We start from the raw sequence: 15,818 nt of genomic DNA, 5'->3' as shown, positions 1-15,818 counted from the left end.
ATTCCCTCATTTGCTTACAAGTAAACATAATATGGGTTTAATTTTAGTGCATTGTTGCATAAAAAAAGCCGAAAAGAATACTAACTCCTTTTCAGCTAATGCTCAAACTTAATTGATTACACGCTAATTTAACAAATACATGACAATGTTTTCATATATATTCTAGTATATTTTACCTTTAGTTACAATAATTTTTTCTAAAATTTTATCATTTTTTTTGTATATGTTTTAATACTTATACTCATTCAATTATGAATTCTTTTTAAAATGTAATCTTTTTGACTATCATTACTATTAAGAAGAAGTTCCATAAAACTTTCATCCTCGATTAATTTCATTATTTGTGTTATTAAATCAATATGATTTTCACTACTAACACTAGCAATAGTTATAAGTATTCTGACATTTTTATGACTAGCAAATACAATTGGAGTTTTAAAAGTGCCTATTGTTATTCCAAAACTATTAACATATTTTCTTGGCTTAGCATGAGGTATTGCTATTCCATCATCAACTACAATTTAAAAGGGAAGTAAAAAACTCCCCAAACATATGGGAAGTTTTTTCTTATCTACTTCAATTAATTGTATCTATGTAATATAGAAAATTATAAATAATACATATTAAATATTGATTATTGTATTTAATAATTGATAATCCCCAAGGTCGTCGCGAAACGCGACTCCCTTGGGGATTATACTACTCTTTTCCCAATATCTAAATGAAAGTTTCAATTCTCATCTGTTTAATATTCCATTGTTATTATAAAATCTCTCCATTAGATTCTATTACTTTCTTATACCAGTCAAAAGATTTCTTTTTGTATCTTTTTAATGATCCACTACCATCATTATTTCTATCTACATAAATGAAACCATATCTCTTTTTCATTTCTCCAGTAGTAAATGATATTGGATCAATGCATCCCCAAGTTGTATAACCAATAACTTCGACACCATCAATTTCTATAGCCTTTTTCATTTCAACTATATGATTAGATAAGTATTCAATTCTGTTATCGTCATCAACTGTTAAGTCATCTTTAAGAACATCAACAGCTCCAAACCCATTTTCTACTATAAAAATTGGGATTTCATACTTATCGTATAGTTGATTTAAATAAAATCTTAATCCAACTGGATCAATAGTCCATCCCCATTCAGATGTTTTTAAATATGGATTTTCTACAACATCAGCCTTACCTGCTGAATCATTTCCTGTTCTCTTCAGTTCTTTATTTGCTGTTACTACTGTTGTTAAATAATAGCTACATCCAATAAAATCAACTGTTCCCTCTTTTAGAATTTCTTCATCTTCTTTAGTTATATCTAATTTGAAATTATTTCTTTCCCATAACTTTAATGTATGCTTTGGATATCTTCCACGAACATGAACATCTGTAAACATAAGTTGTTCTCTATTTGCTTCTTCTGCCTTCATTATATCATCTGGATTGCATGAATAAGGATAACTTGGCATTGCTGCAACCATACATCCAATCATGAAGTTTGGATTAATTTCATGTCCTATCTTAACAACTTTTGCACTAGCTACAAATTCATAATGAGCAGCTTGATACATAACTTCTTCTTTATTTTCATCTTCTTTATAAATTATTCCAGAGTTAGTAAATGCATAAATTGGATTTGTAGTTATAGTTTGGTTATTTATTTCATTAAAAGTCATCCAATACTTAACTTTATCCTTGTATCTCTTCATCACAACTTCACAAAATCTTACAAAGAAATCAATTAACTTACGATTACGCCATCCACCATAATTTTTCACTAAATTATATGGCATCTCAAAATGACTCAATGTTATTACAGGTTCAATGTTATATTTTAATAGTTCATCAAATAAATCATCATAAAACTTTAAACCTTCTTCATTTGGCTCTAACTCATCACCATTTGGGAATATTCTAGTCCAAGCTATACTTGTTCTAAAGCATTTAAATCCCATTTCAGCAAATAATTTAATATCATCTTTATAGTTTTCATAAAAATTAATTCCATCATGATTTGGATAATAATTTCCTTCGATGATACCATCAGTTATTTTTCTTGGAATAGTATGAGTTCCTGCTGTCATAACATCTGCAATACTTAGTCCTTTTCCACCTTTATTATAACCACCTTCAACTTGATGAGCTGCCACAGCTCCACCCCATAGAAAGTCTTTTGATAATCCCATGTTTTAAATACCTCCGTAAATCTTAGTGAACAACCTTTATAATTGAATCATTTTCTTCAATTTCTTTATTTTCAATTATAATTACATCTGCTAAATCACTTGAATTTGTAACTAATACTGGAGTAACTGTGCTATATCCTTCTTTCTTAATTCCATCAATATCAAAAGAAAGAAGCTTTTGTCCTTTTTTAACCTTATCTCCAGAATTAACATTTAAGTCATAATATTTTCCATCTAAGGAAACAGTATTTAATCCAACATGAATTAATATTTCTGTTCCATTATCAGATACAATTCCTATAGCATGTTTTGTTGGGAATATAGTTGAAACAACTCCATCAACAGGTGATACAACCTCTCCTTTTGATGGAACAATTGCCATTCCTACACCTACAGCACCTGATGCAAAAACTTCATCTTCAACTTCTGATAAATTAATTTGCTCTCCTTTAATTGGTGATACTAATTCTTCAATTTTATTATCATCCTCTTTAATAACAGCTGATGTTTCTGATTCCATTTCTTTAATTTCTTCTTCTTTTAATCCAAACATGAATGCTAGTACTGTACCAAGAATTAATGCTGTTCCAACACCAAGTACATATCCTATAAATGGAGTGTAAACTGGAGCTGAGAAAATGTTGTGGAATACATAAGCATTACAAGTAACTCCAAATGCACCGCAAATAGCACCACCAACACCACCTGCAATAGCTAAAATTGGAATAGTTCTTCTATATCTTAAAATAACTCCATAAATTATTGGCTCAGTTACACCTGCTAATATTCCTGTTAAAGCAGTTGAACCTGTTAATGATTTTAATTGAGTATGTCTTTTTGATCTTAAGAATAAACCTAAAGCTATACCAATTTGTGCAAATACTGCTGCAACTGCTGCTCCTTCAATTGGATCTCCTCCTGTAGTTGCAAGATTTTGTAATGTAATAGGAGTAAATCCCCAGTGAAGTCCAAATACTGCTAAGAAAGGCATACCTGCACCTAAAACTATACCTGCTAATATATGACTCTTATCAATTAACCACATAACGGCATTAGAAATAACATCACCAACAGTTGTTCCAAATGGTCCAAATAGAATAACTGTTAAAGGAACCATAATTAATAGTGAAAACATTGGTACTAAGAATAATTGTAAGTCTTTTAAAATTATCTTCTTTAATAATTTATCAACCCAGTAGTAAATAAATATTGATACGAATATTGGGAATACACTTGATGCATAATCAATAGGTGTTACTTTTAATCCTAAAAAGTCTACAATACCTTCTGATCCAATTAATCCTGTGTAGCTAGGATCTAAAAGTGCTGCACCAATAGCTCCTCCAACAAACATATTACCTCCAAGCTTCTTAGCTAAAGTTATTCCTAAGAATACAGGTAATAAGTAGAATACTCCATTTCCAGCTGCTGATAAAATAGCATAAGTAGTAGTTGAATCAGACATCCATCCAAATGATGTTAATACAGTTAATAATGCCTTTACCATACCTGCTCCTGCTAAAGCTGGTATTAATGGTGAAAATGCTCCTGATATAGTTTCAAAAATCATAGAAACTAATGATACCTTTTCTCCTTTTTCATTAGAAGAACTATCCTTTAATCCTAATTTTTTTGTGATAGTATCATAATAATCAGTAACCTTATTACCAATTACCACTTGATATTGTCCACCACTATTTACAACAGATAAGACATCTTTCATTTTTTCTAATTCTGCTTTATTAGCAACAGAAGTGCTCTTAAGCTTAAAGCGTAATCTTGTAGCGCAATGCACTAAACTTATTACATTGTCTTTTCCTCCAACTAATTTTATTATTTCTTCGGCTTCTCTTTCAAACTTCATTTTAAATCTCCCCTCCAAAATTTATATATAAAAAAAGACCTAAGTTTTTAGAGATGCTAATTAATACAAATTAGATATACAAAAATACAATTAGTATAATTTCTAAATAAAATAACTAACGTATATCTAATTCTATAATATAATCTCTTAAACTTAGGTCACGCCTGCTAAACCAGTAACGATCCTACAAATATTTATTTTTTCTTACTAATACTAGACAATCTATTTAAATGTAAAGTTAAATACAACAATTCATTTTCACTTATGTTCCATTTATAAGTTACTTCAAGAAACATTTTAATCTTTTTAGCACATTTAAAATCCTCTGGATATTTAATCTTTACAATTTCCAATAAAGATGTATCAACATTGACGCTTTCATTTTTAAGTTGTCTACTTATAAAACAACGTAAATGTGATATAAACCTTGTATAATCAAAAGAATACTCATTCATTTCTATTCCATAGTTATATTTTATAATATCTAATATACTATCTATTATTTTGGTTAATAATAATGTTTCTTCCATATTATCTGTTTCTAAATGAGCATTTGCAAAATGTATTGTTATAAAAGCTACTTCTGAATCTGGGATGTTCTTACCAGTTTTTACTCTTAGGTAATCAACAGCCCTTTTAGAGAATTCATATTCTTCAGGATATATTTGCTTTATCTCCCATTGAAGTGGGTTTCTAAAAAATAATCCATCATCTATTCTTTTTAACATATAGCTAATATGATCAGATAAAGTAATTAAAATCGTATCATTTAATTCATATCCAAGAGCCTCTTTTCCCATTTCAATTATTTCACTAGCAAGCTCTACATCATTTAAAGGTATTCTTCCTAATAATGTATAAAGATCATTTAAAGATTCTTTATCATTAAATATAAATCTTTTTTCTATTTTTTTACTATCTATTAAATCCTTTGGAAACTTTTGAAATCCTATGCCTTTTCCCATAACGATTTGCTCTTTTCCAAGGTCATCTATAACAAGTACTACATTATTATTAAACACCTTCTTAATACGCATAACTACCTCCAAAACAATAAAAAAAGACCCAAAATACTGATATACATAAATTAAGCATATCATTATTCCCGGTCACGCCTGATCAAAATTCGTCAGTAACGATCCATATTCAAACTATACTTAAAGTATAAATGAAAACTTATTCATTGTCAATAAAAAATATACAAATACCATCTAAATTTATTACAAAGAAATTATATATTTATACTTAATTTCATATTAATTGTCCTTTAATCATAAGTAAATAAGTTACCCTTAGTAAAATTAGCAATACTTATACTAATGACATATATAAGAAGTAAATTGTAGTTTTATACTAATTCTTTGTTGTAATTATATAATAATTTATTTTAAAACTTTCAGAAAATAATCAATATTGCCAACAAATACTATTTGTATTATATTTGTATCTATGTTATTATAAATGAGTAGCAAGTTGCTAACAAAATAAAAAAGTTTCATTTCGATAATTAGTTTCTCAAAATTAGAGATTATTATCAAATTCGAATCTTTAATTTTAGGAGGACTATATATGTCAGATAAAACAATAACATGCAGAGATTGCGGAAGCGAATTCATTTTTTCAGTAGGAGAACAAGAATTCTATAAAGAAAAAGGATTCGATAACGAGCCAACAAGATGTATTTCTTGTAGAAGAGCTAGAAAAGAACAAAATAGAAGATAATTTTAGATTGTTATAAGCTATAGTGAAAACTATAGCTTTTTTATTATCTTCTCCACTATTTATAGTTATATATTTTTATTAAAAATTATTCTAAGTAAATTGTATCTAAAGAAAAAAGAGCCTAAGTTGCTTTATCAGTAAAAGTCCATATCTTATAATGTAGCTATAACTAACCTTCTACAAATTGTTAATATTTATATTTATATTTTTTAATTATTAGGCTCTGTTTTAAAATATTGTTGATAATGTATTACATTTTAAAAGCCCAGTAATTCTAAAATTACTGGGCTTTTACTATTGATAATTTTAAATTAATCTTCTAACAGTTTCTTGTATTCTTCAACATCATCAAATTCTGTCGCAAAATACCCTGGTGTTGCCCCTATGTTCTTCATCTTTATTGAATTCCCTTTATTGATTTTTTTTATAAGAATTTCAAAAGAGTTGTTTTTGTCTAAAACAATTTCGATAGTTCGTTTGTCCCCAACTAATTTATATTTATCGGTAGATAGCTTTTCATAAGTCCCACTATTAACTTCTCTATTGTCGATATACTCTACAAAACTATTTTCTTGGGGCTGTACAGACACTTGAACAATATGTCCATCTGTAGTTATCTCACTTTGATAGAATCCTCTTAATAAATTATCATTGGTATCTTTACAGCCATAAAGTATAAAGATGCTTAGTAAAGATAGTATCAATATCTTAAATTTTCTCATAAATAATCCCTCCATTAATCTATTAAAAATTATGTGTTTAATAGCTTTAATATATATATTTATTATATATTAATTCATCTTTACAATTCCATTATTTTCAAAATATTATATGAATATTGGTCGAATATTTTTAAATTCCTTTATTTTAGTATAATTATGAGATATATTACTATGAACAATAAAGTTTTTAACTCTAATAGATTCTTTTTCTGAACTAAATGTATTTAGCCATTTATGCCATTTCATATAGTTGTTAAGGTATTTTGTTGAAACACCATTAAACCTACTCATCCATCTTTTTAGATTAGAATGTAGGCTATTTATATGTTGAATATGATATATATCTTCTTTATGCTTACCACTTTTGATTCTCTTATGTTGTAACTTCATATCCTCTGCAAATTGCATGTAGCTTTTGTGGCTGTCAGTACAAAGAATAGAGTCTTCTCCTATACGATTAGTATAAAGTCTTTTTAACTCTTCTGAGGTCATTCTTCCAGTACATAACAACTCTATAATTAAGTTACCTTGCCTATCAAGAGCGGTACCTACACAAACTTGTTCTTTAGAGATACCTCTTTTCTTAACCTGCTTACCTCTTTTGCGAGAAGGTCTTGGCATATTTATAGGTTTAGTTCCTTTATATGAATAAGCAAAAAATACTTCATCTGCCTCAACTACACCATCAACAGAACCTACACCAAGAAAATCACTTATACAATTAAGTATTTTATGTCTCCAAAAGAAACTCGTTGCTATATTTATTTCAACTATTTCAGCACATTTTCTTATTGAATAGCCATTTAACATGCACTTAGCATATTTTAACCATTTGTCTAAAGGTTTCTTACTTTTATATGTTGCAGAGTTAGTAAAATCAGTAAATGTTCTTCCACAATTTTTGCAAATGTATCTTTGTTTATTATTATATTTACCATTTCTTGATATATTTTCACAACTACAATGAGAGCATACTTTCCCCTTAGAAAATCTAATTTCTTTAACATCTTTAGTTATTTCATTAACTTGAGAGCCTAAAATAAGTAGTTCTTCTAACTGAGATAGAATTTCTTTTTGTTGATATAAAGATAATTTTTGAATTTCTGTTAATATAGATGATACATTTGCCATAATTGAACCTCCACAACTGTTTATATTAATATTATACCCTTATTTTAAAAAGATTACTCAAATATCAACATTTAAATAAAACAGAGCCAATTATTAAAACTAATACTATATGAAAAAATATATAATATTCAAATTATCAACAATAACTATAACTAACACTATAGTATTAGTTATATAGAAATAAATTTTATAAAAAGAGTGTCCAATTCCTTGAACACTCTTGAAAATTCATATTAAAGTACCTATTGCAATATTAGAAAATTTAATTACTTAACCTATAATCTTTTTATAAATTAAATCAAACTTCCTATAGCATCATTGATCAATTCACTACATATTTTAATTTTATTTTTATCGGACTCTATTATTGCAGTAAGTGGCTTTCTTACTCCTCCAATATTAATTCCATTTTCCTTTAGTATCTCTTTCATTACTCCATAAAGATTTCCATGACAGGAACACATCTCATATATAATTCTATTAATCTTATATTGAATATCTTGAGCTTTTTTTAAATCCCCTTCACCTAAAGCTTTATCAGCTGCAAGAAACAATTCTGGCATAACTGCATAAGTACCACCAATTCCTCCATCAGCTCCCATTATACGTCCAGCAACAAACTGTTCATCTGGCCCGTTAAATATTATACTTTCTTCACCTGCTAAATCATTAAACATTTGAATATCCTGTACTGGCATTGAAGAATTCTTTACCCCAATTACTCTTGGATTTTTAAGCATTTGCTTATATAAATTAATTCCTAAGCTAACTCCTGCTAATTGTGGAATATTATATATAATAAAATCAGTATTTGGTGCAGCACTACTTATATCATTCCAATATTCAGCAATTGAATAATCAGGTAAATGGAAGTAAATTGGGGGAATAGATGCTATAGCATCTACCCCTATACTTTCTGCATGTTCTGCAAGTTCTTCACTATCTCTAGTATTGTTACATCCTACATGAGCTATTATAGTAATTTTTCCTTTTGCAACTTTCATTACATTTTCTAATGTTATTTTTCTTTCTTCCTTACTTTGATATATACATTCTCCTGAAGATCCACAAACATAAAGACCTTTTACTCCTTTATCTATTAAGTATTGAGTAAACATCTGTGTGCGTTCTGGACTTATTTTTCCCTCATCATCATAACAAGCATAAAAGGCTGGTATTATACCTTTATACTTTTTTAAATTTCTCATAAATCTTCTCCTTAATATTTTCTACTAATTTTAGTTAGATATAGGTTGCTTTAACTCATTAATTGAAAATGTTTCATATTTTAATATATTTTTAAGATGCAATTCATTACGAGACCAAGAATCATACTTCTCATATAGTAATCCAATATCTCCATTAGGTAATTCTGTAAGACAAGAATATGAATATCCCATATTTGAACTATCTACTGAATAACAATATTTCCATTCAATAGAATATTTATTTATTCCTGAAGCACCTGTATCATTAATTAAACCTATCCATACCTTTCCATTTCTACGTGCACTACTTGAATCTGGTGCTGATAGAATAATGGCTTCTTTTCCATCAATCAGCCCCGAATAATTAATAACTGATAGTTGAGTTCCATATGAAGTAGTGTGCATATTAGGTACAGTTACTCTATCGCTCCAAGTTTCTCCTCCATTAATACTTGTGACTTCTGCTATAACTCCAGACCCAGTACGCAAATATGACTTAAGAGATCCATCAGGCATTTCAACAATTTGTGCTTCTGCTGTAGATCCAGTGTTCCTATTGTCTGCTGCTACATAATTCCAAGTTTGTCCATGATCATCACTATACATAAAACCAAGCTCAGCATATGAACTTGAATATAGTGGTACGATTAATCTTCCTTTATACTGTCCCTTTGAAATTTGTTTTCCAACACCTGGCCCTAAAACTAAGAATTTAGAATTTTCCGGTTTAAAGCTACTTACAATATTCAAATTAGACCAAGTTTCACCTTCATCATCGCTATACTTCATTGCTAAATATGTTGTTGGAAATACTTTAAATAGAGAATCTTTATAAAATACATTCATGTTAACATCAACATTTGTAGCTGTTTCCAATAGAGTTGTACCACTAAAATTATAGTCATATTGTTTACATAATAATGCGATTCCATTTTTATATAAATTATAGTCTCCATCAATTTTATACTCTGTAGGCAGGTTAGTTACATCATTATATATTACACCATTTTCACGGATGGAATAATTATAAGTTGAACTTCCATCTTGGTGCCATCTTAACTTCATATATTTCTTACCAGCAATATCCTTATATCCTGATCCCGTTGATGCATTAGAACTTCCTATTCCAGCAGGCATAGCATCTGCAAAAATAAACAATCTCTTTGTTTCCTTATCTTCTAGTAATACTGGATCAATAAAAGATGCACTTCCTTGAATTTGAACATTTTTCCCTACTGAATCACGTGGCCAATCAATATTTTTTGCAACATAATCATTAAATTGTAATGGTATTGTTGGATCTTTCCATGTTATACCTCCATCTAGACTCTTTGAAAATGCAATATCTATATTACTTTTAGAATCATGTGTTCCACCATATCTTGCATCAGCAGCTGATACAACAGTTCCTGAACTTAAAGATAATAATGATGGTATTCTAAAATAATTAGATTTAGTACTATCACCAGCATAAAAAATATTTTTTCCATATGTTGTTACTCCAGTTTCGGCCTTAAGAGCTTCATCAGTTAAAATCTCATTATAAATTTTCACATTTCCAATTGTTCCTCCAAATGGGTATGCTATAACTCCATCTCTAACAGTCCCACCTAACATAACATTATTTACACCTGTAATATCATTTATAAACTTATATACATCGGTATTTAAAGTCGCAAGTAATTCACCATTGGCAAATAATTTATATTGTTTATTGTTTGGATCTGCTTTAAATGCAATTGTGTTAAATACAAGATTATTTTTATAAATTGACCTTACAGATGCTGGTCTACCTAACGTATATTTTAATACACTATCTGTATTTCTAAGTTCCATTCCCACTTCACCTGTATTAGTAATATAAATATGGAAATATCTATCTCTATTCCCGCTAGTATTATTTCCAATGCTTACTAATGACTGTATACTATTATTACTTGTTGATTTATAAGAAACAATTATTGTTCCTTTTTCTAAAGCTTTTACATATTCCGAGCCCATTTCAGAACTCAAGTCATAACCTTTTCCTGCTGTAATATTAATATTACTTTTTTCAATAATTAATCCATTAGGAATAGTTGAATTTGATGTAAATGTAGCCTCTTTAGTAAAATCTACAACCGTTCCACTTAGAGTCTCTATATTTTCTTTTTCTAATATTTTAGTATTTAAATTTTGTATCAAATCAAAAGATTTATTTTCTATATTTTTTATATTTTCTATATTGTTATTTATAAAATATTTTCTTGCTCCATACTCTTCTGTAGTTTGACTTGATACACTATAAGTAGGTAAAGAAGTAATCGCTAATGTTGATAAAGCAATAGTAGATATTGATCTTTTTATTAAATTATACATAATCTTCTCCTCAATTTTATTTATATTCTCAGTCCACAACTACACTGTAATATCTATTTATTTAAAAATAATCTCATTTAGATTTACTTTTCTATTTTCATAACGAGATTTAGTTAATGCATCTGCAGTAGCAATTGCTGCTCTAGCTGCTTTCCCTGTTAATAATGGTTTAAATTCATCATCAACATCTTTTCCATGTAAAATCTCATTAAAATATTTCATTTCATTTTTCATAATTCCATGTAACCACTTTGGAGGTAACTTTCCTGGTTTACCATACATTATAGCTCCATCCATTTCTGTTCCATGGTAAATTTTTGTACGCTCATCATCTTCTTCCTTTCTTTCATGAACAAGATATGTTTCTTCTCCATTTTTAGTTTTTACTGTCATAGCAACATCCTTCATATCAATTCTAATGGCACCTTTTGTTCCTTGAATTAATACATAATGTTCTGGCCAGTGGAATGCTGATCCATATTCTAATAAAGCATATCTATTATTTGGGAATTGCAATGTAATAAATAACATATCATCTTCATCACCAAATTGTTCACCTGAGTGAGCTACATTTCCACCTACCATAGTTACTTCTTCTGGTGTCCCCATAATAAATTGTATACAATCTAATTCATGAATATGATGATATAAGTGTCCCCCTGATTTTTCTCGAATCTTTTTCCATGATATACTTGATTGAGGCTCTTCCCATCCATTTCTAGCCGAATGGCAATAAAGTACATCTCCTAATACACCTTCATTAATTAATTTCTTAGCATGTCTTACACTTCTAAAGAAATTCATTACATGTCCAGCCATAAATATTACGCCTTTTTCTTGACAAATACTAACCATTTCATCACAATCTTCATAACTTAAAGCTATTGGTTTTTCACAAAATACATGGATTCCATATTCTGCTGCTTTAATAACTGGCTCTTTGTGTAGATAGTTTGGTGTTGCTACAATAACAGCCTCTACATCATCTCTACTATACATAGTATCTAAGTCAGTTTCTAGATCGCATCCTAATTCTTTAGCTATTGTTTCTGCATTTTCTGGATCTAGTACTGCTACAACCTTAGCTCCTTCTTGCTCTTTCATAATACGCGCTAATTCAGCACCAAAATATCCTGTTCCTACTATTGCATAACCTATATTCTTCATAATTTACCCTCCATTTTTATATTATTTATTTTACTGATCCATCAGTCATTCCAGCTGCAATTTTTCTTTGAATAAACATAAAGAAAATTATTGATGGTACTACTACAAGTGTTGATGCTGCCATCATATCACCCCATGAAAGAATTTCCGCTCCTTGTAATGATCTAAGTGCAACCGAAACAGTCATTCTATCAGTACTATTTATTAAAATTAACGAATATAAAAACTCATTCCATGCATTTATAAAAGTATAAATTGCTGTAGCTACTATTCCTGGCATAACCAACGGAAGAACTATTCTTACAAAGGTTTGTAGCTTGTCTGCTCCATCAATTTTAGCTGCCTCTTCTATTCCTATTGGAACAGTCTTAAAAAATCCAACCAGCATCCAAACAGCATATGGTACACTAAATGAAAGATAAACTATTACTAATCCTATCCTTGTATTAGTAAGACCAATCTTTGCCATTACCAATGAATATGGAATTGCTAATAAAATTGGTGGAAACATATATGTAGTAACTAATAGTTTAGACATAACATTTCCAAACTTAGGGAAAAATCTTACGATACCATAAGCAGCCATTGCGGAAATTGCAATTGCTATTAAAGTAGTTATAAGAGAAATTAATAAACTATTTTTAATATTTACAGCAAACCCTAAATCTTTAATTACATGAATAAAATTCTCTAAAGTAAAGTTCTTTGGCAAAAAACTTGTAGGATTTGCTGTTAATTCCCCTGATGTTTTAACAGAAGAAAGTACTATCCATAATAATGGGAAAACCGCTATAATAGTTAAAATTATAAGATATATATGACACATAAAATTTCCAAACTTATCTTTTTTACTTATCATTATTTATCCTCCCTTTCCCATTTTCTTATAATAGTAAAATAAGCTGCACATATAAGTAATAAGAATAATAACAATAAAATAGTTATCGCTGATGATTTTCCTAATAGCTTCGTACCCCAGCCCATATTATAAGCATATATTGGTACTGTTGTTGTCGCATTTGCAGGTCCACCACCTGTAATTAAATAAATTAAATCAAAATTATTAAATATCCAAATTGTACGCAATACTACAAGTAATCCAATTACTGTTTTTATATGCGGCATAGTAATAAATCTAAACTGTTGACCTTTTGATGCACCATCAATTTGCGCTGCCTCATACTGGTCTTGTGGTATTGTCTGTAATGCTGAAAGTACATTTACCATTATCATTGGCGCTCCAAACCATATATTTATAAAAAATAAAGTTGGTAAAACTAAATTAGCATCACTTAAAAATTGTGGCAAAGTACTAGTAAATCCTAATTGTACAAGTATATTAGGTACAAATCCTGATACTCCATTAAGCATCCATTTCCAAGATAAAGCTATTACTATAGAAGGAAATGCCCAAGGAATAATTAATAATGTACGGTAAAAACCTTTTAAATGTTTTACTCTATTAATTGCTAAAGCAGATGTAAACCCTATAAATAACTGTCCAAGCAAAGATACTATTGTCCATAAAATTGATATAATAAATGCTTTTAAGAAATCTGGATCTTTTAAAACTGCTATATAGTTTTGTAATCCTATGAAATCATATGATTGCTTAATTAAATGCTTTGTTGTTAAACTATAATACATACTGGAAAATATAGGATAAATCAACAATACTCCTACTATAATAAGAGCCGGAAGTACAAACACCCATCTTACATAATCTTTTTTTGCTTTTACTTTCACAAACAACCTCTCCACCCTTTCTTAAATTATAAGGCTGTCGCAGGCACCTATTTTTTATTTTTAATTGTGCGACAGCTCCATAATTTAAAATTCATATTAATTTACTGTACTAAATAACTCGTTTAATTTATCTTCGGCAGTTTGAGCTGCTTTTTTAACATCTGTTCCATTTGTAATAATATCTTGGAACATAGATTCAATAATTCCTTGTGATGTTAATAAACCTGCTTCTACACTTGGTCCATGTTCAAATCCTATAGCAGTTCCTTTATCAACAGCTGTACTAATAACATCAACAGCATTTGAAAACTTCTTAACTGTTGCATTTGATTTATATTCTTCAGTATCCGAAATTCCCTTAATAGCAGGTAGCATACCTACAGGTGTTGCTTCTAAGAATTTAATATAATTTTCTTTTTCATACAACTTTTCTATAAATGCCTTACATATTTCTGGATACTTTGATTTCTTCCAAATCACTATTGGAATATTTGAGGTTTCAATTCCATAATCAGGATCATCCGCATTAACTTTTGGAATTGGAGCACAATCAATTTTATCAACTAAATCCGGTGAATTTGCGGCTACACCACCTATTTGGAATCCAGAATTAAAGTCAAAAGCAGTCTTTCCTTGATAGAACAATGTTGCTTGGTCAAGAACTGTATAGTTAACAGAATCTTTTGGTGATGAACTCCTATAAATGTCAAGCCAATAATTAATACCATCTATAGCTAAATCACTTGTAAGATCCGCTTTTAAATCATCTGTTAAAAGGCTTCCCCCTGCACTACGTACATAGAAGTTTAAGAATCTTGTCCCCATTAAATCTTTAGATCCAGTAGGGAATGAACATCCATAAACATCATTAGTAGTTAAAACCTTAGTAGCCTTTGCAAATTCCTCCCAGGTCTTAGGAACTTCAAGTCCTGCTGCTTCTAATAAATCTTTTCTATACCACATTACTTGTGCATGAGAGTATAAAGGTAATGAATAATGACTTCCACCTAATTCTCCTTCTGTCAATGATGCTTTAGAAAATTTATCTCGACCAATACTATCAATGACATCATCTACTGGAATAATTGCTTCAGCATCCATCATTTCAACAACATAACCTGGTAGAGCCGTACTCATATCTGGTACATTTCCTGAAGCAAGACCGGTTGTCCACTTTGTATAAAAATCTCCCCAAGAAAAAGTTTCAATATTAATCTTTACATCAGGATTATCTTTCATAAATTGATCCGCCACTTCTTGTATAGTATCCAATCTTGCTCCTTGTGTAAAAGAATGCCAAAATGTAATTTCTCCCTTTAATTTTCCTGGTTCAGCTTCAGTTACACTACCCTTAGAAGAGTTTCCTCCACACCCTACAAGTAACGTTGCCCCCATAATCACCGTTAACATAATGCCTAATAATCTTTTTCTCATTTTTATCCTCCTTGATAATGAAGTCCTTTGTAAAGCTTTACTTATAAACTTAGTATATATTACCACTTTTCACTTTTCCACATAAAAAACATTAAATATTAGCATAAAACAATTTTTTATTACTCTTTTTGTCTCCTAACTTAAGTACTATTTTCTATTACTTTATATTTATATTTTGATAAAAAAAAAGCTCTTGTATCAATACAAATGCTCTTTTTATCAATATTTATATTATATTTAAGAATAAATTTACAAATTATGCTTTCAATT

The 15,818-nt window shown here is 29.2% G+C and carries 12 protein-coding genes; 1 reads left to right on the top strand and 11 read right to left on the bottom strand.

Annotation, left to right across the window (positions count from 1 at the left end):
• Positions 1-762 precede the first annotated feature (762 nt).
• From I2E83_RS06180 to I2E83_RS06170, 3 genes are all read right to left on the bottom strand, one after another.
• The gene (locus I2E83_RS06180; RefSeq protein WP_195263728.1) at positions 763-2,196 is read right to left on the bottom strand and encodes a 6-phospho-beta-glucosidase; all 1,434 of its coding nucleotides are present in this window, start codon (positions 2,194-2,196) and stop codon (positions 763-765) included.
• 22 nt (positions 2,197-2,218) lie between these two features.
• The gene (locus tag I2E83_RS06175) at positions 2,219-4,060 is read right to left on the bottom strand and encodes a beta-glucoside-specific PTS transporter subunit IIABC (protein ID WP_195429049.1); all 1,842 of its coding nucleotides are present in this window, start codon (positions 4,058-4,060) and stop codon (positions 2,219-2,221) included.
• 194 nt (positions 4,061-4,254) lie between these two features.
• Positions 4,255-5,097: a PRD domain-containing protein gene (locus I2E83_RS06170; protein ID WP_195429048.1), complete on the bottom strand. Its 843-nt coding sequence runs from the start codon at positions 5,095-5,097 to the stop codon at positions 4,255-4,257.
• Positions 5,098-5,629: 532 nt separating this feature from the next.
• Between I2E83_RS06170 and I2E83_RS06165 the strand changes: the two genes are divergently transcribed.
• Positions 5,630-5,782, top strand: a complete 153-nt coding sequence (locus I2E83_RS06165) for a zinc-ribbon domain-containing protein (RefSeq protein WP_195263724.1) — start codon at positions 5,630-5,632, stop codon at positions 5,780-5,782.
• Positions 5,783-6,093: 311 nt separating this feature from the next.
• Here I2E83_RS06165 and I2E83_RS06160 read toward each other — a convergent pair whose 3' ends face one another.
• The 8 genes from I2E83_RS06160 to I2E83_RS06125 all read right to left on the bottom strand — a co-directional run bounded on the left by I2E83_RS06160 (position 6,094) and on the right by I2E83_RS06125 (position 15,548).
• Positions 6,094-6,504 (bottom strand): hypothetical protein, encoded by a 411-nt coding sequence (locus tag I2E83_RS06160; RefSeq protein ID WP_047002332.1) that lies wholly within the window; start codon positions 6,502-6,504, stop codon positions 6,094-6,096.
• 105 nt (positions 6,505-6,609) lie between these two features.
• A complete protein-coding gene (locus I2E83_RS06155) occupies positions 6,610-7,635 on the bottom strand; it encodes an IS1595 family transposase (protein ID WP_047002333.1) in 1,026 nt (341 codons plus the stop codon).
• A gap of 293 nt (positions 7,636-7,928) precedes the next feature.
• On the bottom strand, positions 7,929-8,843 hold the full coding sequence (locus I2E83_RS06150; RefSeq protein ID WP_195429047.1) for a dihydrodipicolinate synthase family protein: 915 nt from the start codon (positions 8,841-8,843) through the stop codon (positions 7,929-7,931).
• 30 nt (positions 8,844-8,873) lie between these two features.
• Positions 8,874-11,201 (bottom strand): sialidase domain-containing protein, encoded by a 2,328-nt coding sequence (locus tag I2E83_RS06145; protein WP_195429046.1) that lies wholly within the window; start codon positions 11,199-11,201, stop codon positions 8,874-8,876.
• Between the two features lie 57 nt (positions 11,202-11,258).
• Positions 11,259-12,368, bottom strand: a complete 1,110-nt coding sequence (locus I2E83_RS06140; RefSeq protein ID WP_195429045.1) for a Gfo/Idh/MocA family oxidoreductase — start codon at positions 12,366-12,368, stop codon at positions 11,259-11,261.
• A gap of 25 nt (positions 12,369-12,393) precedes the next feature.
• Positions 12,394-13,227, bottom strand: a complete 834-nt coding sequence (locus tag I2E83_RS06135; RefSeq protein WP_195429044.1) for a carbohydrate ABC transporter permease — start codon at positions 13,225-13,227, stop codon at positions 12,394-12,396.
• Entirely contained in the window at positions 13,227-14,114 is an 888-nt protein-coding gene (locus tag I2E83_RS06130; RefSeq protein ID WP_195429042.1) for a sugar ABC transporter permease, read from the bottom strand. The genes I2E83_RS06135 and I2E83_RS06130 overlap by 1 nt, the downstream gene beginning before the upstream one ends.
• Before the next feature lie 96 nt (positions 14,115-14,210).
• Entirely contained in the window at positions 14,211-15,548 is a 1,338-nt protein-coding gene (locus I2E83_RS06125; protein WP_195429040.1) for a sugar ABC transporter substrate-binding protein, read from the bottom strand.
• Between the last annotated feature and the right edge of the window lie 270 nt (positions 15,549-15,818).

This window comes from Clostridium sp. D46t1_190503_E9 (genome assembly GCF_015555225.1).
Classification (GTDB): Bacteria; Bacillota; Clostridia; order Clostridiales; family Clostridiaceae; genus Clostridium.
The sequence above is the reverse complement of the archived record's forward strand: the minus strand, read 5'-3'. Positions and strand labels throughout refer to the sequence as shown.